Here is a 23,956-nt window from a genome sequence, read left to right as displayed (position 1 = left end):
ATGCCAATTACATCATTAGAAATAAAGGACAAAACCTTTGGAACTCGATTCAGAGGTTTTGATCCAGAAGAAGTCGATGAATTTTTAGATATTGTGGTTCGTGATTACGAAGATCTTGTTCGTGCGAATCATGATAAAGATTTGCGTATTAAGAGTTTAGAAGAGCGTTTGTCTTACTTTGATGAGATGAAAGATTCATTGAGCCAGTCTGTATTGATTGCCCAAGACACAGCTGAGCGAGTGAAACAGGCGGCGCATGAACGTTCAAACAATATCATTCACCAAGCAGAGCAGGATGCCCAACGCTTGTTGGAAGAAGCTAAATATAAGGCAAACGAGATTCTTCGTCAAGCAACAGACAATGCTAAGAAAGTTGCTGTTGAAACCGAAGAATTGAAGAACAAGAGCCGTGTCTTCCACCAACGTCTCAAATCTACAATTGAGAGTCAGTTGGCTATTGTTGAATCTTCAGATTGGGAAGATATTCTCCGTCCAACAGCTACTTATCTTCAAACCAGTGATGAAGCCTTTAAAGAAGTGGTTAGCGAAGTACTTGGAGAACCGATTCCAGCTCCAATTGAGGAAGAACCAATTGATATGACACGTCAGTTCTCTCAAGCAGAAATGGCAGAGTTACAAGCTCGTATTGAGGCAGCCAATAAAGAATTGGCTGAATTTGAAGCTCAGGCTAAACAGGAAGTGGAAGCTCCAACTCCTGTAGTGGGTCCTCAAATGGAAGAAGAGCCTGCTCATCCAGTTGGTCCAATGTACGAAGAACCAGAAGTAGCTCCAGTACATCCTTCGGCTCCAACACCAGCTCCAGAAACGTTTGATTCAGCACCAGGATTTGAAGCACCGCAAGAATCCGTTACAATTTTATAAGAAATATTCTGAGAACAATATCTTATCCTTATATTTCCAGCGAGCAGGAGATGGTGTGAGTCCTGCATTCCCTAACGATAAGATTATCCTCTCAAAAACTCAAGTCTGAATGGAGTAAGATTTGACGTTTCCCACGTTACGGGATAAGAGGGAGAAAGACTAGATCTTTTTCCGAATAAAGGTGGTACCACGATTTTCGTCCTTTTTGGCAGTCGTGGTTTTTAATTTGTTATTATTTATAAAGGAGATACCATGAAACTCAAAGATACCCTTAATCTTGGGAAAACAGCTTTCCCAATGCGTGCAGGCCTTCCTACCAAAGAGCCAGTTTGGCAAAAGGAATGGGAAGATGCAAAACTTTATCAACGTCGTCAAGAATTGAACCAAGGAAAACCTCATTTCGCCTTGCATGATGGCCCTCCATACGCGAACGGAAATATCCACGTTGGACACGCTATGAACAAGATTTCAAAAGATATCATTGTTCGCTCAAAATCAATGTCAGGTTTTTACGCACCATTTATCCCGGGTTGGGACACTCATGGTCTGCCAATCGAGCAAGTTTTGGCAAAACAAGGTGTCAAACGTAAAGAAATGGACTTGGTTGAGTACTTGAAACTTTGCCGTGAATACGCTCTTTCTCAAGTAGATAAACAACGTGAAGACTTTAAACGTTTGGGTGTTTCTGGTGACTGGGAAAATCCATATGTGACTTTGACTCCTGACTATGAGGCAGCTCAAATCCGTGTATTTGGTGAGATGGCTAATAAAGGTTATATCTACCGTGGTGCAAAACCAGTTTACTGGTCTTGGTCATCTGAGTCTGCCCTTGCTGAAGCAGAGATTGAATACCATGACTTGGTTTCAACTTCTCTTTACTATGCCAATAAGGTAAAAGATGGCAAAGGTGTTCTAGATACAGATACTTATATCGTCGTTTGGACAACTACTCCATTTACTATCACAGCTTCTCGTGGTTTAACTGTCGGAGCGGATATTGATTACGTCTTGGTTCAACCTGCTGGTGAAGCTCGTAAGTTTGTCGTTGCTGCAGAATTGTTGACTAGCTTGTCTGGGAAATTTGACTGGGCTGATGTGCAAGTTTTAGCAACTTACCGTGGTCAAGAACTCAACCACATCGTAACAGAACACCCATGGGATATAGCTGTAGATGAATTGGTTATCCTTGGTGACCACGTTACAACTGACTCTGGTACAGGTATTGTCCATACAGCCCCAGGTTTCGGTGAGGATGACTACAATGTTGGTATTGCTAATGGTCTTGAAGTCGCAGTGACTGTTGACGAACGTGGTATCATGATGGCTAATGCTGGTGCTGAGTTTGAAGGTCAATTCTATGACAAGGTGGTTCCAACTGTTATTGAAAAACTTGGTAGCCTCCTTCTTGCTCAAGAAGAAATCTCTCACTCATATCCATTTGACTGGCGTACCAAGAAACCAATTATCTGGCGTGCAGTACCACAATGGTTTGCCTCAGTTTCTAAATTCCGCCAAGAAATCTTGGATGAAATTGAAAAAGTGAAATTCCACTCAGAATGGGGTAAAGTTCGTCTTTACAATATGATTCGTGACCGTGGCGATTGGGTTATCTCTCGTCAACGTGCTTGGGGTGTTCCGCTTCCTATCTTCTATGCTGAAGACGGTACAGCTATCATGACTGCTGAAACGATTGAACATGTGGCTCAACTCTTTGAAGTACATGGTTCAAGCATTTGGTGGGAACGTGATGCTAAGGACCTCTTGCCAGAAGGATTTAGCCACCCAGGCTCACCAAATGGCGAGTTCAAGAAAGAAACAGATATCATGGACGTTTGGTTTGACTCAGGTTCATCATGGAATGGAGTCGTAGTAAATCGTCCTGAGTTGACTTACCCAGCAGACCTTTACATAGAAGGCTCTGACCAATACCGTGGTTGGTTCAACTCTTCACTCATCACATCTGTTGCCAACCATGGTGTAGCACCTTACAAACAAATTCTGTCACAAGGATTTGCCCTTGACGGTAAAGGTGAGAAGATGTCTAAATCTCTTGGAAATACCATTGCTCCAAGCGATGTTGAAAAACAATTCGGTGCTGAAATCTTGCGTCTTTGGGTAACAAGTGTTGACTCAAGCAACGACGTGCGTATCTCTATGGATATCTTGAGCCAAGTCTCTGAAACTTACCGTAAGATTCGTAACACCCTTCGTTTCTTGATTGCCAATACATCTGACTTTTACCCAAGTCAAGATTCAGTAGCTTACGATGAGCTTCGCTCAGTTGATAAGTACATGACTATTCGCTTTAACCAGCTTGTCAAGACCATTCGTGATGCTTATGCAAACTTTGAATTCTTGACAATCTACAAGGCCTTGGTGAACTTTATCAACGTTGATTTGTCAGCCTTCTACCTTGATTTTGCTAAAGATGTTGTCTACATCGAAGGTACTAAATCATTGGAACGCCGTCAGATGCAGACTGTTTTCTATGACATTCTTGTGAAAATCACCAAACTCTTGACTCCAATCCTTCCTCACACAGCAGAGGAAATCTGGTCATACCTTGAGTTTGAAGCAGAAGATTTTGTTCAATTGTCAGAATTGCCAGAAGCAGAGACATTTGCTAATCAAGAAGAAATCTTGGACACATGGGCTGCCTTCATGGACTTCCGTGGACAAGCTCAAAAAGCTTTGGAAGAAGCTCGTAATGCAAAAGTTATCGGGAAATCGCTTGAAGCACACTTGACAGTTTATCCAAACGAAGTTGTGAAAACTCTACTCGAAGCAGTAAACAGCAATGTAGCTCAACTTTTGATCGTGTCAGACTTGACCATCGCAGAAGGACCAGCTCCAGAAACTGCCGTTAGCTTCGAAGATGTAGCCTTCACTGTTGAACGAGCTGCAGGCCAAGTATGTGACCGTTGCCGTCGTATTGCCCCAACAACAGCAGAACGCAGCTACCACGCAGTTATCTGTGACCACTGTGCAAGCATCGTAGAAGAAAACTTCGCGGACGCAGTCGCAGAAGGATTTGAAGAGAAATAAGATTGAAAAGTCTCTATGCGTCTAGTATATAAAAATCAGTTATTCCAAGTTTATAATCTCTCTTGTGAGATGCTAAAGTTTAATGAGAATTGGTTTTGCTAATACTAGGAGAAAGTAAGTATGCTAAAATCGCAAGATTGTTTTTCTTGCGATTTCTTAAACTAGTGAGGAAAAATAAACATTATGAGACAAACAAATGTTAGAGGAAGCTTGTCCCTCCGTGGCTTTAGAAAATTGAGAACTGGTGCAATTGTTGCGACAGGTGTCATTTTGCTAGGTCTGGGCTTTTTAGCTCCAACTGTGTCAGCCAGTGAACAAGATGGTGTCTGGGTAGCCAGAACAGTTGAGGAAGTGAAAGCTGACCTTCAAAAAGAAGGTGATTTATTTAAGTATGTCATTAAGTGGGGAGATACATTAAGTGTTATCAGCGAAGCAAGCAATATCCCGGTAGATGTACTCCAAGAAATGAATCAAGCTTCAGGTAAGAATTTATTCTTACCACACAATGAATTGTACTTTACTGAAGCTGAAACGGTTTCAGATACAGTCACAAAACACAAGATTGTCATCAAAGAAAGTGGTGCAAGTGGCGAAGTTCGCACTTACGAAGTCTTGCTCAAGAAAGATCAGGAAACAAAAGCTGTTACCTTTGAATTAACAGATGTCACTGAGAAAGTTGAAAAAATGACTGTGAACTATAGCCTAGTTTATCAGCCTGTATCAGCACCAGTAGTGGAAAGAGCGGAAGAATCGGGTGAAGAACCTGCTTCAGAAGCACCAGCAGAGACAAGCCCAGAAGTTAAAGAAGAAACAGAAGCTCCAGTAGCACCAAAAGCAGAAGAGCCAACTGTAACAACGCCAAAAGCAGAAAAACCAGTGTCTCCAGCACCAACAGAATCAGCGCCAGAGGTAGAAAAACCAGCTGAGCCTAAAGAAGCAGAATCAACACCTGAAGGAACATTTACAGGAACAGCAGAATCAGCACCAGATTCAACAGAATTAGTGGCAAATGGAGCTTCAGGAAGAACAGAAGGGGCTTCAGAAGTAACTCCAGGAGTAACAGGAAAAGAAACTGAAGAATCAGGAACAGAAGCACCTACAACTCCAAAAGAAGATACACCTGAAGGAACAGTTTCAGAAGGAGAAACAGGAACAGAGTCAGCAGAATTGGCTGAACCAAAAACAGAAGCACCTACAACTCCAGAAAATAAAGAAGAACAACCAGGTGCAACAGAAGCACCGGAACCAAAAGTAACAGAGTCCGAGGCAGCGAAACCAGCTCCAAAAGAAGCAGGAACAACAGCAGGAAATGAAGTAAAAGAAACTGAAGAAGCAGGAACAGGTTCAGAAGTAGCTACAACAGGTGCACCAGCAGCGGAAGGAAGTTCAGAAGCGACTCTAGGTTCAACAGAAGAAGCTTCAGGAACAACACCAAAAGCAGAAGTTTCAGAAGCACCAGTGGTAGAGGCTACAACTTCAGGAGAACAAAGCCAACCAGCAGAAGAAACTCCAGCACCATCAAAACCAGAAACCCCAGCTTCAACAGAAGCAGCTACAGAGGCTACAACTTCAAGTGAAGTAGGCAATGCAGAAGAAACCTCTGTTGAGGAGACAGGAAAACAAGATAGCGCAACAAATACACCGTCAGCTGAGTCTAAAGAAGAAGCGGTAACAACACCAGAAGCAACAGAAAAAGAAGCAAAAGCAGAAGAGTCAGCAGAACCAGGAACATCTGCAGCTGTGGAATCAACACCAGCAGGAGAAGAAGGTAAAGCCGAAGCAACGGAAGAAGCTGAAGAACCAGGAATAATAGCAGAAGCAACCCCAGCACCAAAAGAATCAGGAGAAGAAGGTAAAGCGGAGGATTCAGTTTCTTCAACTGAATCTTCATCAACTGCTTCTGAAGGGGAGTCAACAGCTACGCAGCCAGCTGTAGAAGAAGAAACAGATTCAACATCGGAAGCTGAAGAACTTGCAACTACGGAAACAGCAACAGCACCAAAAGCGGAAGAGCCAGAGGCGGCAACCCCAGCTTCAGAAGTACCATCAGAATCAGAGTCGAAAGAAGAAGATTCATCTGCAGGGGATACAACAGTTACAGAAGAACAGCCGGCTTCAGAAACTGTCTCTGAAGGTGGGTTACCAGCTACACAACCAGCTGGAGAAGAAAATAAATCCGAACCAACGTCAGAAACTTCAACTATTCCATCTGTAGATGCTACAAATGATTCAGGTAATTCAGAGTCATCACCTTCAGTAACAGAAGGCAATAAAGAAGAAACAAATTCACAAAATACTGAAGCTTCGACTGTGAACGAAAACTCAGAATCATCTAATTCAGATTCAGAAAAACCACAGGGTGATGAACCAGCTGTACAAGTAGGATCAGACCCAACAGCGTCAACAGAAGGAACATTTACAGGAAAAGAAGAATCAGCACCAAAAGCAGAAGAAAAACAAGTCGACAAGAAACTAGAGCTTAGGAATATTTCAAATGTGGAATTATTTACAGTAGAAAATAATAAATATCGTCATGTAACTTCACTTGCTACCTTACCAAGTAATCCAGATACTTACTTTATGAAAGTCAAATCAGAGAACTTTAAAGATGTGATGTTACCTGTTTCAAGTATTACAAGTGTTACAAGAGATAGTCAAGAAGTATACAAAATTGTAGGACAAGCTAATGATTTAATTCAACATGAAAATGATAGTACTGTAGAAAATTATACTTATTATTTACCAAAAACTATTAATAGTGAAAACGAAGTTTATACATCATTTAAAAATCTAGTAGAAGCAATGAATAGAAATTTACATGGTACGTTTCGTTTAGGAGCAACTATGGATGCTCGTGAAGTAGAACTTTCGGATGGTCAAGAAAGTTATATAAATCAAGAATTTAGTGGTACATTAATAGGTACAAACAATGATAAGAACTATGCTATATATAACTTGAAAAAACCGTTATTTAAAGTTTTAAATCATGCTGCTATTCAAGATCTTTCAATAAAAGAAGCTAATGTTTCTTTGAAAGAAGATGCTACTACAATAGCGAAAGAGGCGAATAATGGTACTACAATTACAAATGTTCATTCATCAGGTGTAATTGCTGGTGAGCGTAGCATTGGTGGTTTGGTTTCAAAAGTAACTGACTCTACAATTTCTAATAGTAGTTTTACAGGTAGAATAACAAATACTTATAATACAAATGCTACTTATCAAATAGGTGGTTTAGTTGGCAAACTTTCAGGTGTTGGTGCTTTAATAGAAAACTCAATTTCATCTATCGATATGGCGACAAACGCTAATCAAGGGGACCAAACAGTTGGTGGTATAGCTGGGGTTGTTGATAGAAGTGCTAGAATTAGTAATAGTTACGTTGAAGGAAATCTTAACAATGTGAAGCCTTTTGGTAAAGTAGGAGGAGTTGTAGGTAATCTTTGGGATAATTCAGGTGAAGTTGAAAATTCAGGTCGACTATCTGATGTATTAAGCGATGTCAATGTTACTAACGGTAATGCTATTGCTGGTTATGATTTTAATGGTATAAAAGCAACTAACACTTATAGTAATAAAAATAATAAGGTGGTAAAAGTAGTTCAAGTAGATGACGAAGTACTTAGTAAAGATTCTGAAGAGCAAAGAGGAACTGTGCTAGAAGCGGATGAGATTAATGTGAAAAAATCTCAACTTGTTCCTAAAAATAATATTAAAACTGAGGACTTTAATTTCTCTTCTAAATATGGAACGGATTATAGTAAATTAAAAGATGTTGATGTTTCTAGGTTAAGGGTGTATAAAAATATAGAAAAATTACTGCCATTTTATAACAGAGAGACTATTGTTAAGTATGGTAATTTAGTGGATACTAATAATGCTTTATATACTAAGGATCTTGTGTCTGTAGTTTCAATGCATGACAAAGAAGTAATTTCTGATATTAATAAACATAAAGCTAGTATTAATAAGTTGTTACTACATTATTCAGATAATACTTCTCAAACATTAGATATAAAATATCTACAAGATTTCTCTAAAGTAGCAGAATACGAAATAACTAATACAAAATTAATATACACACCTAATACGTTATTACATAATTACAATAATATTGTAAAATCTGTTTTAAATGATCTGAAATCTGTTCAATATAATTCAGCTGATGTTAGAAAAGTATTAGATATTTCTAATGATATAAAATTAACAGAATTATATCTAGATGAACAGTTCGATAAAACAAAAGCAAATATTGAAGATACTTTATCAAAACTTCTTTCTGCAGATGCGGCAATAGCTGAAAATAATAATTCGATAATAGATAATTATGTAGTAGAAAAAATTAAGAATAATAAAGAGGCGTTGCTTTTAGGTTTAACATATCTTGAACGTTGGTATAATTTTAAATATGATAATGCAAGTACAAAAGATTTAGTATTATATCATTTAGATTTCTTTGGTAAATCTAATAGTTCTGCATTAGATAATGTTATTGAGCTAGGTAAATCAGGATTTAACAATTTATTAGCTAAAAATAATGTAATTACTTATAATGTATTATTATCAAAAAATTATGGAACTAAGAGTTTATTTGAGGCATTGGAAAAATATAGAAAAGTTTTAGTGCCGAATAAAACAAATAACGAATGGTTTAAAGAACAATCTAAAGCTTATATAGTAGAAGAAAAATCTACAATTCCTGAAGTAAGCGAAAAACAATCTAAGGAAGGGACGAAGTATTCTATTGGAGTATATGATAGATTAACTAGCCCTTCTTGGAAATATCAAAGTATGGTGTTACCGTTATTAACACTACCTGAAAAATCAGTGTTTATGATAGCGAATATTTCAACTATAGGATTTGGAGCCTATGACAGATATAGAAGTTCAGAATATCCTAAGGGAGAAAAGTTAAACAAATTTGTAGAAGATAATGCACAAGAAGCGGCTAAACGATTTAGAGATCATTATGATTATTGGTACAAAATACTAGATACGAAAGAAAAAGATAAATTGTTTAGAAGTATTTTGGTATATGATTCTTTTAGATTTGGTAATGATAAAGATAAAAATACTAGTCAAGCAGATTTTGAAACTGATCATCCAGCAATAAAACATTTCTTCGGTCCTGCGGGGAATAATGTTGTTCATAATGGACACGGAGCATATGCTACGGGAGATGCGTTCTACTATATGGCTTATCGTATGCTTGATAAGGCTGGCGCAGTAACATATACTCATGAAATGACACACAACTCAGATAGAGAAATTTATCTTGGAGGATATGGAAGAAGAAATGGGCTTGGACCAGAGTTTTATGCAAAAGGATTATTACAAGCTCCCGATCATCCAGATGATGCAACAATCACGATAAACTCTGTATTGAAATATGATGAAGCGGAAAATGCTAATAGACTACAAGTGAAAAATCCAACTCAACGATTTAATAATGCAGAAGACTTGCGTAAATATATGCATAACTTATTCGATTTAGTTTATACACTTGAAAAATTAGAAGGAGAAGCAGTAGTTAACTTAGGTGCCAATGAGAAAGGTGAGCTATTAAGGAAAATAGAGAATGAGTATAAACCTGATCCTGATGGAAATGATGTTTATGCAACGAATGTAGTCCGTAGATTAAAACCTGATGAGCTTAATAAGTTAACCTCTTTCAATAGTTTAATAGAAAACGATATAATCACAAGAAGAGGGTATATTGATGAAGGTGAGTATAAACGAAATGGATACTACACAATCAATCTTTTCTCGCCAATATATTCTGCCTTAAGTAGTGATAAAGGGACTCCGGGTGATTTAATGGCTCGTCGTATGGCATTTGAACTATTAGCTGCAAAAGGATATAAAGAAGGTATGGTACCATATATTTCTAACCAATATGAAAATGAAGCGAAAGCTAATGGAAGTAAAATTAATTCATACGGTAAAGAAGTAGGATTGGTAACTGATAAATTAGTGCTTAATAAGATATTTAATAACCAGTATTCATCTTGGGCTGATTTTAAAAAAGCTATGTATAAAGAACGAGAAAATAAATTTAATAACTTAACAAATATTAGCTTTATAAATCCTAATAATTGGGGACGTCAAGAGACGATAACTATTGATAGTATTGCTAAGTTAAGAAATATAATTAAAGAAGCGGTTCAGGCGGATGCTACTAATTATGCTTCAATATTATATCCAAAAGAAAGTAGTAAAGTTTACAAACTTAAAAAAGCTATTTTCAAAGCTTATCTAGATAAAACTGATGATTTTAGAAGTTCAATTTTTGATGAGGAAAATAAATTTACTAATTAGGGTAGCACATGAAGATAGGTTTCGTTTCTTCATGTGTGAAACTCTTTCCTTTTTGGTTTTGACTAGCTTTTTTGTGAAAAATTGTGTAAAATAGAATAGATAAACGAGGGGAAACCTCGGAAAATTTAAAGGAGAATCCATCTAATGGTAAAATTGGTTTTTGCTCGCCACGGTGAGTCTGAATGGAACAAAGCTAACCTTTTCACTGGTTGGGCTGATGTTGATTTGTCTGAAAAAGGTACACAACAAGCGATTGACGCTGGTAAATTGATCAAAGAAGCTGGTATCGAATTTGACCAAGCTTACACTTCAGTATTGAAACGTGCTATCAAAACAACGAACTTGGCTCTTGAAGCTTCTGACCAATTGTGGGTTCCAGTTGAAAAATCATGGCGCTTGAACGAACGTCACTACGGTGGTTTGACTGGTAAAAACAAAGCTGAAGCTGCTGAACAATTTGGTGATGAGCAAGTTCACATCTGGCGTCGTTCATACGATGTATTGCCTCCAAACATGGACCGTGATGATGAGCACTCAGCTCACACAGACCGTCGTTACGCTTCACTTGACGACTCAGTTATCCCAGATGCTGAAAACTTGAAAGTGACTTTGGAACGCGCCCTTCCATTCTGGGAAGATAAAATCGCTCCAGCTCTTAAAGATGGTAAAAACGTATTCGTAGGAGCTCACGGTAACTCAATCCGTGCCCTTGTAAAACACATCAAAGGTTTGTCAGATGACGAAATCATGGACGTGGAAATTCCTAACTTCCCACCATTGGTATTCGAATTTGACGAAAAATTGAACGTCGTTTCTGAATACTACCTTGGAAAATAAAAAATTGTAAGCCTAGGATTGATTTCTAGGCTTTTTATGTTAGTATGGTAGTATGATAAGGAATAAAAAACAAGATTATGTATTGGCCTACAAGCAACCAGCGTCGACAACATATAAGGGTTGGGAAGAAGAGGCCTTACCGATAGGTAATGGTTCTCTAGGGGCTAAAGTCTTTGGGCTTGTAGGGGCTGAACGGATTCAATTCAATGAAAAAAGTCTCTGGTCTGGAGGTCCACTTCCTGATAGTTCAGATTATCAAGGTGGAAATCTTCAGGACCAGTATGGTTTTTTAGCTGAGATTCGGCAGGCTTTGGAGAAGAGAGACTGCAATACTGCTAAGGAACTGGCTGAACATCATCTGGTCGGGCCAAAAACGAGTCAATATGGGACCTATCTGTCCTTTGGGGATATTCACATTGAGTTTAGTAATCAAGGCAAGACTTTGTCTCAGGTGACGGATTACCAGAGACAGCTGAATATCAGTAAGGCACTTGCGACGACTTCTTATGCCTATAAGGGAACGCGATTTGAACGTGAAGCTTTTGTGAGTTTTCCAGATAATCTCTTGGTTCAGCGTTTTATTAAGGAAGGGGCGGAAACTCTAGATTTTACTATAGAACTATCCTTGACCTGTGATTTGGCTTCTGATGGAAAGTATGAGCAGGAAAAATCTGATTACAAGGAGTGCCAGCTGGATATTACTGATTCTCATATCTTGATGAAGGGAAGAGTTAAGGATAATGATCAGCGGTTTGCTAGCTGTTTAGCTTGGGAAACGGATGGAGACATTAGAGTTTGGTCAGATAAGGTTCAGATATCAGGAGCCAGTTATGCCAATCTTTTCTTGGCAGCTAAGACGGATTTTGCCCAAAATCCTGCTAGCAATTATCGCAAGAAACTAGATTTAGAGCAACAGGTGATAGACTTGGTGGACACAGCTAAAGAAAAGGGCTATGCCCAATTGAAATCAAGGCATATTGAGGACTACCAAGCCTTATTCCAACGTGTTCAATTGGATTTGGGGTCTGATGTTGACGCATCCACTACAGATGAGTTGTTAAAAAATTATAAGCCACAAGAGGGGCAGGCTTTGGAGGAGCTGTTCTTCCAGTATGGACGGTATTTATTGATTAGTTCTTCCAGAGATTGTCCAGATGCTCTACCAGCTAACCTACAAGGGGTCTGGAATGCGGTCGATAATCCTCCTTGGAATTCGGACTATCACTTAAATGTCAATCTGCAGATGAATTATTGGCCAGCCTATGTTACCAATCTCCTAGAGACGGCCTTTCCGGTCATCAACTATGTAGATGATTTGCGTGTCTATGGTCGCATAGCGGCTGCAAGGTATGCAGGAATCGTCTCTCAGGAAGGGGAGGAAAATGGTTGGTTGGTTCATACTCAAGCGACTCCCTTTGGTTGGACAGCACCTGGTTGGGATTACTATTGGGGTTGGTCACCAGCTGCCAATGCGTGGATGATGCAAACCGTTTATGAAGCCTATTCATTTTACAGGGACCAAGACTATCTCAGGGAGAAAATTTATCCCATGTTGAGGGAAACGGTTCGTTTTTGGAATGATTTTTTACATGAGGATAGGCAGGCGCAGCGTTGGGTGTCTTCTCCGTCTTATTCCCCAGAACATGGGCCGATTTCGATTGGCAATACCTATGACCAATCTCTGATTTGGCAGTTATTTCATGATTTTATTCAGGCTGCTCAGGAATTGGAGCTGGATGAGGACTTGTTGATTGAAATTAAAGAAAAATTTGATTTACTAAATCCTCTTCAAATTACTCAATCTGGTCGAATCAGGGAGTGGTATGAGGAGGAAGAGCAGCATTTTCAAAATGAGAAAGTGGAGGCCCAGCATCGGCACGCTTCCCATCTGGTGGGACTCTATCCTGGCAATCTCTTTAGCTACAAGGGGCAGGAGTATCTTGAAGCGGCGAGTGCTAGTCTCAATGATCGTGGAGATGGCGGCACAGGCTGGTCCAAGGCTAATAAGATCAATCTTTGGGCGCGTCTAGGAGATGGCAATCGAGCCCATAAATTATTAGCAGAGCAGTTAAAGACATCTACCTTGCCCAACCTTTGGTGTAGCCATCCGCCTTTTCAGATAGATGGTAATTTTGGTGCTAGCAGTGGCATGGCGGAAATGTTGCTCCAGTCTCATACAGCTTATCTGGTACCTCTAGCTGCTCTACCCGATGCTTGGTCAACAGGTTCTGTTTCAGGCTTAATGGCACGTGGACACTTTGAAATTAGCATGATGTGGGCGGATAAAAAACTTTTACAGTTGACCATTTTATCAAGGAGTGGAGGAGATTTGCGAGTCTCTTATCCAGATATTGAGAAGAGTGCGGTTGAAGTGAATCAAGAAAAATCAAAAGTGAAATGCATAGAGAAAGATTGTATTTCGGTAGCAACAGTAGAAGGTGATCTTGTTCAATTTTATTTTTAAGAAGATGTTAGAAGGCAGTAATTTGAAACTACCTTTTAATAAGGATTTGAGAATGTAAGCAGTTTCCAACTAGTTGAAAAAGCGTTATAATGGTAATATGAAGTAATACTCAATGAAAATCAAAGAGCAAACTAGAAAGCTAACCGCAGGTTGCTCAAAACAGTGTTTTGAGGTTGCAGATGGAAGATGACGTGATTTGAAGAGATTTTCGAGGAGTATAATTTGTTTGAGAGAGGGTGGGTCTGATGGCTTATATTGAGATGAAACACTGTTACAAGCGTTATCAGGTTGGGGACACGGAGATTGTGGCCAATCGTGATGTGAATTTTGAGATTGAAAAGGGTGAATTGGTTATTATTCTAGGTGCATCTGGTGCAGGCAAGTCAACAGTTCTTAACCTTCTTGGGGGAATGGATACCAATGATGAAGGGGAAATCTGGATTGATGGTGCCAATATTGCAGATTATAGTTCCCACCAGAGGACTAATTACCGCCGCAATGATGTCGGTTTTGTTTTTCAGTTTTATAATCTAGTGTCCAATCTGACAGCTAAGGAAAATGTGGAATTGGCTTCGGAAATCGTGACAGATGCCTTGAATCCTGAGCAAGTCTTGACAGATGTAGGTCTGGTTCATCGTCTCAATAACTTTCCAGCCCAGCTGTCTGGAGGGGAGCAACAGCGAGTCTCCATTGCACGCGCGGTAGCCAAAAATCCTAAAATTCTCCTTTGTGACGAACCGACTGGAGCCTTGGATTATCAGACGGGCAAGCAGGTTTTGAAAATCCTCCAAGATATGTCTCGTCAAAAGGGAGCGACTGTTATCATCGTGACTCATAATGGAGCTTTGGCGCCCATTGCTGATCGCGTGATTCATATGCACGATGCCAGTGTCAAGGATGTGGTGATCAACCAGCATCCTCAGGATATCGACAGTTTGGAGTACTAGTATGATCAAGCGAAAAACCTATTGGAAGGACTTAATTCAGTCCTTCACAGGCTCCAAGGGGCGTTTTTTATCCATCTTGACCTTGATGATGTTAGGGTCTCTAGCCCTAGTAGGCCTCAAAGTGACTAGCCCAAACATGGAGGCGACAGCTAATGCTTATTTAACAACTGCTCAAACCCTGGATTTGGCAGTCATGTCTAACTATGGCTTGGATCAAGCAGATCAAGAAGAACTAGAACAGACGGAGGGCGCAGAGGTTGAGTTTGGCTATTTGACAGATGTGACTATGGAAAATGGGCAGGATGCCATTCGGCTGTACTCCAAACCAGAGCGAATTTCAACCTTTCAGCTAAGAGAGGGACGACTTCCTCAGTCAGACAAGGAAATCGCTTTGGCCAGTCATCTGCAGAGTCAATATAGCGTGGGACAGGAGATTAGCTTTAAAGAAAAAGAAGGCGGTCATTCCCCTTTAAAAGACCATACTTATACCATTACTGGTTTTGTGGATTCGGCTGAAATCCTCTCCCAGCGAGATATGGGCTACGCAGGAAGTGGAAGTGGGACTCTGACAGCTTATGGGGTGATTTTACCTAGTCAGTTTGATCAGAAAGTCTACAATATAGCTCGTTTGAAATATCAAGATTTAGCAGGCTTAAATGCTTTTTCATCAGCTTATGAAGAAAAATCCAAGCAACATCAGGAAAATCTAGAACAAGCTTTGACAGATAATGGCGAGGCACGTCTGCAACTCTTGAAAAAAGAAGGACAAGAGTCTTTAGACAAGGGCCAAGAGGCCCTTGACAAGGCTGAGACTAATTTGCAGGAAGGCAAGCGTCGTTTAGCAGCTGCTCAAGCTCGTATACTGGCTCAAGAAAGTCAACTAGCCTTGCTTCCTCAAGCCCAGAGAGAGCAGGCTAGTGCCCAACTTACTCAAGCCAAGCAGGAATTGAGCAAGGAAGAAGACAAACTAAAGCAGGCTGAACAAAATTTAGCCCAAGAAAAGGAAAAATTAGAAAAACATCAGCAAGTCTTGGATGATTTGGCGGAGCCCAAGTATCAAGTCTATAATCGTCAGACCATGCCTGGCGGTCAAGGCTACCTCATGTATAGTAATGCTTCATCCAGTATTCGGGCAGTGGGCAATATCTTTCCTGTGGTGCTTTATGCTGTAGCAGCTATGGTGACCTTTACAACCATGACTCGTTTTGTGGATGAAGAGCGAACACATGCAGGGATTTTTAAGGCCTTGGGCTATCGCAGTAAGGATATTATCGCCAAGTTTCTCCTTTATGGTCTAGTAGCTGGGACTGTCGGAACGGCTCTAGGTAGTATACTTGGCCATTATTTGCTAGCCAGTGTGATTTCAAGTGTCATTACAAAAGGCATGGTGGTGGGAGAAACCCAGATTCAGTTCTATTGGACCTATAGCTTACTGGCTCTTGTCTTGAGCTGGTTGGCTAGTGTTCTACCAGCCTACTTGGTAGCTCGTAGGGAACTTCATGATGAAGCAGCCCAGCTTTTACTGCCTAAACCGCCTGTCAAAGGAGCTAAAATCTTACTAGAGCGTATCGGTTTTATCTGGCGCCGTCTCAGTTTTACCTATAAGGTAACAGCCCGCAATATCTTTCGTTATAAGCAACGGATGTTGATGACGATTTTTGGTGTGGCAGGTTCAGTAGCTCTGCTCTTTGCAGGTTTAGGAATCCAATCCTCTGTAGCAGGAGTTCCGTCCAGACAGTTTCAACAAATCCAACAGTATCAGATGATTGTCTCTGAAAATCCTAGTGCGACCAATCAGGACAAGAAAGAGCTAGAAGGAGTGTTGAAAGGGCAGGATATCCAAGCCTATCAGAAAATCTATTCTAAAACGCTAGACAAGGATTTCAAAGGTAAGGCTGGTCTTCAAACCATTACGCTTATGATGACAGAGAAGGAGGATTTGACTCCCTTTATTCATCTGCAAGACCATCAGCAAGAGTTGACATTAAAAGATGGAGTTGTCATCACAGCTAAACTCGCCCAGTTGGCAGGTGTCAAGCTTGGACAAACTTTGGAAATTGAAGGTAAGGAACTAAAGGTCGCTGCTATTGCTGAGAATTACGTTGGTCACTTTATTTATATGAGTCAGGCTAGCTATGAGCAAATTTACGGACAGCTACCCCAAGCCAACACTTATCTGGTCTCGCTAAGGGATACCAGTGCTACTAGTATCGAAAGACAGGCTGGCTTACTTATGAATCAATCTGCGGTATCCAGCGTTGTCCAGAATGCTTCAGCCATTCGACTCTTTGACTCTGTTGCTAGCTCACTCAATCAGACCATGACTATCTTAGTTATCGTGTCGGTTCTATTGGCTATTGTTATCCTCTACAATTTGACCAATATCAACGTGGCTGAGAGAATCCGTGAACTCTCCACTATCAAGGTTCTCGGTTTTCATAATAATGAAGTTACTCTCTACATTTACCGTGAGACGATTGTGCTGTCCCTTGTGGGAATCGTACTTGGTCTGGTATCTGGTTTCTATTTACATCAATTTTTGATTCAAATGATTTCGCCTGCGACCATTCTCTTTTATCCGCAGGTAGGTTGGGAAGTCTATGTAATCCCAGTGGCAGCAGTAAGCATCATTTTGACCTTGCTTGGTTTCTTTGTCAATCGTCATCTGAGAAAGGTTGATATGCTTGAAGCCCTGAAATCTGTAGAGTAAGGTAGTTGGTTTTAGCTGATTGATCTTGTATTTACTCGTAAGCAAAAATCCTCCGTTTCAAAGAGCAGGGAACTCTTTGTGACAGAGGATTTTTTCTATAGGGCTTTAGCAGCTGCAATTGCGGCTTCGAAGTTTGGCTCAGAATTGATATTATCCACGTATTCAACGTAGCGAATCGTATTGTCAGTATCGAGGACAAAGACTGCGCGTGCTAATAGGTGCCATTCGTTGATCAAGAGGGCATAATCGTGCCCGAAAGAATGGTCAAAGTAGTCTGAAAGCATAATGGCATTGTCAAGGCCTTCAGCACCGCACCAACGTTTTTGAGCAAAAGGTAGGTCCATTGAAACAGTCAATACGACCGTGTTGTCCAGTCCAGCCAATTCTTCATTAAAACGACGTGTTTGAGTTGAGCAGATGCCTGTATCGATAGAAGGAACGACACTCAAGACTTTTTTCTTGCCATCAAAATCAGCCAGAGATTTTTTAGAAAGATCTGTTGTAGTAAGAGAAAAATCAAGCGCCTTGTCGCCGACTTGTAGTTGTTTACCTGTAAAGCTCACAGGATTTCCGAGAAAAGTTACCATAGGATACTCCAATCTTTTTTCTTCCATTGTAGCTGAAACAGTCGAAATTTTCCAATGATTTGACCGGAAATGTGGGCATAGAAAAAACGCCAGCTCATATGAGAATGACGTTTTTCAGAGGCTTATTTTGCCAATCCTTCAGCAATCTTGTCAAGGTTGTATTTCATCATGCTGTAGTAGCTGTCGCCTTCCTTACCTTGTTCTGCGATAGAGTCCGTAAAGATTTGAGCGTAGATTGGGATGTTTGTGTCTTGAGAAACAGTTTTCATTGGACGGTCATCCACACTTGATTCTACAAAGAGTGATGGAACTTTTGTTTGGCGAAGTTTTTCAACCAAGGTCTTGATTTGTTCAGGTGTTCCTTCTTCTTCAGTATTGATTTCCCAGATGTAAGCACTTGGGACACCATAGGCTTTAGAGAAGTATTTGAATGCTCCTTCGCTAGTTACAATGAGTTTCTTTTCAGCAGGGATGTTATTAAATTTATCCTTACTTTCTTTATCAAGTTTGTCTAACTTATCAGTATATTCTTTGAGATTTTTTTCATAGAATTCTTTGTTGTTAGGGTCTTTGGCGCTCAATTGTTTAGCGATATTTTTAGCAAAGATAATCCCATTTTCAAGATTGAGCCAAGCGTGTGGGTCTTCTTTACCTTTTTCATTTTTTCCTTCAAGGTAGATAACTTCAACCCCTTCGCTGACTGCAAAGTAGTCTTTGTTTTCAGTTTTCTTAGCATTTTCTACCAATTTGGTAAACCAAGCATTGCCACCTGTTTCAAGGTTGATACCGTTATAGAAAATGAGGTCTGCCTCAGAAGTTTTCTTAACATCTTCAGGAAGTGGTTCGTATTCGTGTGGGTCTTGCCCAATCGGAACGATACTATGAAGATCAATCTTGTCACCAGCAATATTTTTAGTAATATCAGCGATGATTGAGTTTGTAGCAACAACTTTTAGTTTTTGACCAGAAGCTGCATCTTTTTTTCCGCTAGCACATGCTACAAGAGCAATGACGGAAAGAAAGAGAACGAGTAATGTACCTAATTTTTTCATTAGATCCTCCAATTTATTAGGGCTTTGCCCCTTATTTTAACAAATGTTTATTTTTTAGTTTCAAATATCGTTGTTTTGGAGCGATAAAGAAGCTAATGAGAAAGAAACTAGCGGCTGTAAGCACGATACTAGAACCTGCCGCAACGTTAAAGCTATAGCCGATAAAGAGCCCCAAAACTGAAGCAGTAGCTCCAAAGGTTGAGGAAAGGAAAATCATGCTTTTCAGGCTATTAGCATACAGATAAGCAGTTGCAGCTGGGGTAATCAGCATGGCTACAATCAGGATAGTTCCGACACTTTGCATGGCTGTCACAGACACGAGAGTCAAGAGTACCATGAGAAGGTAGTGATAGAAATTGACAGGCATTCCCATGGCTTTAGCCAAGAGTTCATCAAAGGAAGTTATCAAGAGTTGCTTGAAGAAAATCCAGATTAACAAGAGAATGACTGCCCCCACACCCATAGTAATAAACATATCCGTATCTTGGACGGCTAGGATATTACCAAAAAGGATATGGAAAAGGTCAGTTGAACTTTTAGCGACACTAATCAAGATGATACCGAGGGCTAAGAAAGAAGAAAAGGTAATGCCGATGGCGGTATCGCTTTTGATAATCGAGTTTCCCTTGATGTAGGTAATGATGATGGCAGCTAGCAGTCCAAAGACAATGGCTCCGATAAAGAAGTCAAGGCCCAAGATGAAGGAGAGGGCTACACCTGGTAAGACAGCATGTGAAATGGCATCTCCCATGAGTGACATCCCGCGTAGAATGATGAAACATCCCACAGCTCCAGCTACGACCCCGACGACAATAGCTGTTATCAAGGCATTTTGTAAGAAATGGAATTTTTGCAATCCATCGATAAATTCTGCAATCATAGGTCACCTCCATTGAAAAAGAGTCGATTACCGTAAGCTTCTTTGAGATTGGCTTCGGTAAAGGTTTCTTTGGTTGGACCAAAGGCAATCACTTCTCGATTGACAAGCAAGACTTGATCAAAGTAGTGGGGAACCTTGCTGAGGTCGTGGTGGACGATGAGAACCGTCTTCCCAGCTTTTTTCAGATCTCTCAGCGTATTCATGATGATTTCCTCACTGACAGAGTCAATCCCAACAAAGGGTTCATCCAAGAGGATATAGTCGGCTTCCTGAACCAAACATCTGGCAATCAAGACCCGCTGGAATTGACCTCCAGACAGTTGACTGATTTGCCGTTCTGCGTAGTCAGCTAGGCCGACGATTTCAAGGGCTTCCTCTACTTTTTTCCAATGTTTAGCCTTTAAACTGCGAAAGAGAGGAATAGAGGGAAAGAGTCCTAACGAGACACATTCCTTGACCTTGATGGGAAAGTTGTAGTCGATATTGATTTTTTGTTCGACATAGGCGATTCGGTGTAAGGATTTTTTAACTTCCTTGTCATCGAGAAATGCCTGACCTTGATGTGGGATAATTCCCAGCATCCCTTTTAATAATGTTGATTTTCCAGCACCGTTAGGACCAATGATTCCGGTAATTGTTGGTCCTTGGAGCACTAGTGAAATATCCTTAAGTGCCAACGTTTCTTTGTAGGAGACACTGAGGTTTTCGATACGTATCATAAACTTGTATTCCTCCTAACTCTTAATATACCTTAAAAAAAAAATTAAGTCAAGTTAATTTTTAAAAAAATTAAAATAATAACTGAAAAATGATAGAAAAGGAAAGTTCATTTTTAATTGCATTCCTAGGTAATTTTTGTTAAGCTAAAAGCAAGTACAAATGAAAGCGAGAACAAGATGACACGTTATCAAGATGATTTTTATGATGCAATCAATGGAGAATGGCAACAGACAGCTGAAATTCCAGCAGATAAGTCTCAAACGGGAGGTTTTGTTGATTTAGACCAGGAAATTGAAGACCTGATGCTGGCGACAACAGACAAGTGGTTGGCAGGAGAAGAGGTACCTGAGGATGCTATCTTGGCAAACTTTGTCAAATACCACCGCCTAGTTCGTGATTTTGACAAGAGAGAAGCCGACGGTATCACACCTGTCTTACCACTCCTTAAAGAATTCCAAGAATTGGAGACTTTTGCGGATTTTACAGCTAAACTAGCAGAGTTTGAGCTTGCTGGTAAACCAAACTTCCTTCCTTTTGGTGTATCGCCAGACTTTATGGATGCTAGAATCAATGTTCTATGGGCTAGCGCTCCAAGCACGATCCTGCCAGATACGACCTACTATGCAGAAGACCATCCTCAGCGCGAAGAGCTCTTGACTCTTTGGAAAGAAAGCAGCGCAAATCTTCTCAAGGCTTATGATTTCTCTGATGAAGAAATTGAAGACTTGCTAGAGAAAAGACTAGAATTGGACCGTCGAGTTGCGGCAGTGGTGCTTTCTAATGAAGAAAGTTCAGAATATGCTAAACTCTATCATCCATATTCTTATGAAGATTTCAAAAAATTCGCGCCTGCCCTACCTTTGGATGACTTCTTCCAAGCCGTTCTTGGACAAGTGCCAGACAAGGTTATCGTAGACGAAGAACGTTTCTGGCAAGCAGCAGATCAATTCTATAGTGAAGAGGCATGGCCTCTCCTCAAGGCAACCTTAATTTTAAGTGTTGTCAATCTTTCAACAAGTTATTTAACAGAAGAAATCCGTGTCTTGTCAGGTGCTTACAGTCGTGCGCTTTCTGGAGTTCCAGAAGCCAAAGACAAGGTCAAGGCAGCCTACCAGCTAGCACAAGGTCCTTTCAAACAAGCCTTAGGTCTTTGGTATGCCCATGAAAAATTCTCTCCAGAAGCTAAGGCGGACGTGGAGAAAAAAGTGGCAACTATGATTGATGTCTATAAGGAACGCTTGGCTAAGAATGACTGGCTGACTCCTGAAACTCGTGACAAGGCCATCGTCAAACTCAATGTCATCAAGCCTTATATCGGTTATCCAGAAGAATTGCCAGCACGCTACAAGGACAAGGTAGTGGATGAAAATGCTAGTCTTTTTGACAATGCTCAAGCCTTTGCGCGTGTAGAAATCAAGCACAGTTGGAGCAAGTGGAACCAGCCTGTGGACTATAAGGAGTGGGGCATGCCTGCTCATATGGTCAATGCTTATTACAATCCACAGAAGAACCTGATTGTCTTCCCGGCGGCTATTTTACAGGCTCCTTTCTATGACTTGCATCAGTCATCTTCTGCTAACTACGGTGGTATTGGGGCAGTGATTGCCCATGAAATTTCTCACGCCTTTGATACCAACGGAGCGTCCTTTGATGAAAATGGTAGCCTCAAGGATTGGTGGACAGAGAGCGACTATGCTGCCTTCAAGGAGAAAACACAAAAAGTTATTGACCAGTTTGATGGACAGGATTCTTATGGTGCAACCATCAACGGTAAATTGACTGTATCAGAAAACGTGGCTGACTTGGGAGGAATCGCTGCGGCGCTTGAAGCAGCTAAGAGAGAACCAGACTTCTCGGCAGAAGAATTCTTCTACAACTTCGGTCGTATCTGGCGCATGAAAGGTCGTCCAGAATTTATGAAACTCTTGGCTAGCGTCGATGTGCACGCGCCAGCCAAACTCCGTGTCAATGTACAAGTACCAAACTTCGATGATTTCTTTACAACCTATGATGTCAAAGAAGGAGATGGTATGTGGCGTTCGCCAGAGGAGCGCGTGATTATTTGGTAATGCAAAAAATCTAGTCATCAGAAAAAAGGCATTCAATCAGGTGTGAAAACCTTGATAGGATGCCTTTTATAGTGGAAAGACTTGCTGGATAGTGTACTTAAAATGCGATAGATATTGTCATCATTTTACTAGAAAAAAGGATTGAAGGTCTTTTCGTGAGCGATAGTAGTAGCTGGACCATGTCCTGGATAGACATCGTAGTTTGGTAGGGTGAAGAGTTGAGTCTGGATACTATGGAGGAGTTGTTCCATGCTACCAGTTGGAAGATCCGTCCGTCCGATTGTTTCACGGAACAGAGCATCACCTGTCAAGACCAAATGAGCTTGCGGAAAGACGATAGAAACACCACCGATAGAATGCCCTGGTGTTGGCAAGACAGTGAAACGAAATTCCTCTAGTTGGTATTCTTCGTGAAAGACAAAGGTGTGTTCAGCTGGTTTTGCGACCACATCTGCCATATCATCGTGGCGAGGTAGTCCAGAGAGATTATCGACAGGAGTATAGAGCCAGCTGGCTTCGCTATCTGCGATATAGACAGGAGGATTGCCAAAAGTTTCACGAACCAAGTCCAAGCTCATGATATGGTCATAATGGGCATGGGTCAATAGAATGGCACAGATCGGTTTGTTGATCTTCTCGATTGTCTGACGAATGGCTTCCCAATGGCTGCCAGGATCGACGACGATGAGATGTTTTTCACCTTCCAGGTAATAGGTGTTTTCATAGGCAACAGGATTCACAGTTTTATGGATTTTCATATTAGCTCCAATTTCAAAGAATGTACTAAATTAAGTATAGCACAGTTAGGGAGAATAGGTAAGAATTTAGAATGAACTTAAAAACCAGCATGACTAGATGAAGACAGGCTGGTTATCAATTTATCAATATTGGAGAGGTGTCAATTGCCCTTCATAGGTTGCATAAACTCCGTCATTAGCTTGTTTGATAGATGTGATGTTTAGAGTGCCACCGTAGTTGGCTTCTCGTTTATCGCTATATTCACTATAAGTTATCCTATTGGGCAGGTTCTGGTCGTTAGCATAGTACTGAACGACTGTTTTTTTATAGCTTTGCTGGCTGAATAGAAACAGGCAGCTAACTCCTAACACTAGGAGAGCAAAGATAGAAATAGCAGTTTTTTTCATAGGCGTTCTCCTTCTAAACTAAAGGATAAAAGAAAGCATCTTGAGGATTTTAATTCCAAAATCCAGTCAAGGTACCAGTGTATGTGACACGAGTTCCACCGTTTATCTTTCGTATATTCAATGGAATTGGGGAAGTCAGAAAGTCTTTCGGTTACAATATGGTTTCCGTTCTTCTATCTCTCCTTCTATCACCTAAATAGAAAATCTAACTGTACAATGTATTATAAAAAAATATTTCAGAATTGTCAAGCAATTCTGAAATATTTTTTTCCTATTCTGTTCCAATCTAGTTTTCATATT

Annotated in this window: 14 protein-coding genes; 8 read left to right on the top strand and 6 right to left on the bottom strand. The window is 40.4% G+C overall.

Translation table 11 applies throughout. The annotated features are described in order from the left end of the window. The 7 genes from HW098_RS00785 to HW098_RS00755 all read left to right on the top strand — a co-directional run bounded on the left by HW098_RS00785 (position 1) and on the right by HW098_RS00755 (position 17,203). Entirely contained in the window at positions 1 to 882 is an 882-nt protein-coding gene (locus tag HW098_RS00785) for a DivIVA domain-containing protein (protein ID WP_345789765.1), read from the top strand. 252 nt (positions 883 to 1,134) lie between these two features. Next, complete coding sequence (ileS, locus tag HW098_RS00780) at positions 1,135 to 3,927, top strand: isoleucine--tRNA ligase (protein ID WP_176138970.1); 2,793 nt, start codon at positions 1,135 to 1,137, stop codon at positions 3,925 to 3,927. A gap of 183 nt (positions 3,928 to 4,110) precedes the next feature. Next, on the top strand, positions 4,111 to 10,245 hold the full coding sequence (locus HW098_RS00775) for a ZmpA/ZmpB/ZmpC family metallo-endopeptidase (protein WP_176138969.1): 6,135 nt from the start codon (positions 4,111 to 4,113) through the stop codon (positions 10,243 to 10,245). A gap of 144 nt (positions 10,246 to 10,389) precedes the next feature. Further along, on the top strand, positions 10,390 to 11,082 hold the full coding sequence (locus HW098_RS00770; RefSeq protein WP_000240129.1) for a phosphoglycerate mutase: 693 nt from the start codon (positions 10,390 to 10,392) through the stop codon (positions 11,080 to 11,082). A 52-nt stretch (positions 11,083 to 11,134) separates the two neighbouring features. After that, positions 11,135 to 13,546 (top strand): glycoside hydrolase family 95 protein, encoded by a 2,412-nt coding sequence (locus HW098_RS00765; protein WP_176138968.1) that lies wholly within the window; start codon positions 11,135 to 11,137, stop codon positions 13,544 to 13,546. 245 nt (positions 13,547 to 13,791) lie between these two features. Then, positions 13,792 to 14,493 (top strand): ABC transporter ATP-binding protein, encoded by a 702-nt coding sequence (locus HW098_RS00760; protein WP_176138967.1) that lies wholly within the window; start codon positions 13,792 to 13,794, stop codon positions 14,491 to 14,493. A 1-nt stretch (position 14,494) separates the two neighbouring features. Then, entirely contained in the window at positions 14,495 to 17,203 is a 2,709-nt protein-coding gene (locus HW098_RS00755) for an FtsX-like permease family protein (protein ID WP_176138966.1), read from the top strand. 95 nt (positions 17,204 to 17,298) lie between these two features. Here HW098_RS00755 and tpx read toward each other — a convergent pair whose 3' ends face one another. From tpx to HW098_RS00735, 4 genes are all read right to left on the bottom strand, one after another. Then, positions 17,299 to 17,790, bottom strand: a complete 492-nt coding sequence (gene tpx / locus HW098_RS00750; protein WP_001810118.1) for a thiol peroxidase — start codon at positions 17,788 to 17,790, stop codon at positions 17,299 to 17,301. Positions 17,791 to 17,912: 122 nt separating this feature from the next. Further along, complete coding sequence (psaA, locus tag HW098_RS00745) at positions 17,913 to 18,842, bottom strand: metal ABC transporter substrate-binding lipoprotein/adhesin PsaA (RefSeq protein ID WP_023933209.1); 930 nt, start codon at positions 18,840 to 18,842, stop codon at positions 17,913 to 17,915. Between the two features lie 31 nt (positions 18,843 to 18,873). After that, positions 18,874 to 19,722, bottom strand: coding sequence for a metal ABC transporter permease (locus HW098_RS00740; RefSeq protein ID WP_000559787.1), 849 nt, complete (start codon positions 19,720 to 19,722; stop codon positions 18,874 to 18,876). Continuing rightward, on the bottom strand, positions 19,719 to 20,441 hold the full coding sequence (locus tag HW098_RS00735; RefSeq protein ID WP_049530962.1) for a metal ABC transporter ATP-binding protein: 723 nt from the start codon (positions 20,439 to 20,441) through the stop codon (positions 19,719 to 19,721). Before HW098_RS00735 ends, HW098_RS00740 begins: the two co-directional genes overlap by 4 nt. A gap of 177 nt (positions 20,442 to 20,618) precedes the next feature. Here HW098_RS00735 and pepO point away from each other — a divergent pair, with 177 nt between their 5' ends. Then, positions 20,619 to 22,511 (top strand): endopeptidase PepO, encoded by a 1,893-nt coding sequence (gene pepO, locus HW098_RS00730; protein ID WP_176138965.1) that lies wholly within the window; start codon positions 20,619 to 20,621, stop codon positions 22,509 to 22,511. A gap of 128 nt (positions 22,512 to 22,639) precedes the next feature. Here the strand turns inward: pepO and HW098_RS00725 are convergent, their stop codons facing one another. Further along, positions 22,640 to 23,269 carry an MBL fold metallo-hydrolase gene (locus tag HW098_RS00725; protein WP_176138964.1) on the bottom strand — a complete coding sequence of 210 codons (630 nt, stop codon included), beginning with the start codon at positions 23,267 to 23,269 and terminating at the stop codon, positions 22,640 to 22,642. Positions 23,270 to 23,392: 123 nt separating this feature from the next. After that, positions 23,393 to 23,620, bottom strand: a complete 228-nt coding sequence (locus HW098_RS00720) for a hypothetical protein (protein WP_313970275.1) — start codon at positions 23,618 to 23,620, stop codon at positions 23,393 to 23,395. Positions 23,621 to 23,956 lie beyond the last annotated feature (336 nt).

Source organism: Streptococcus sp. 1453 (genome assembly GCF_013276955.1).
Lineage (GTDB): Bacteria > Bacillota > Bacilli > Lactobacillales > Streptococcaceae > Streptococcus.
The sequence above is the reverse complement of the archived record's forward strand: the minus strand, read 5'-3'. Positions and strand labels throughout refer to the sequence as shown.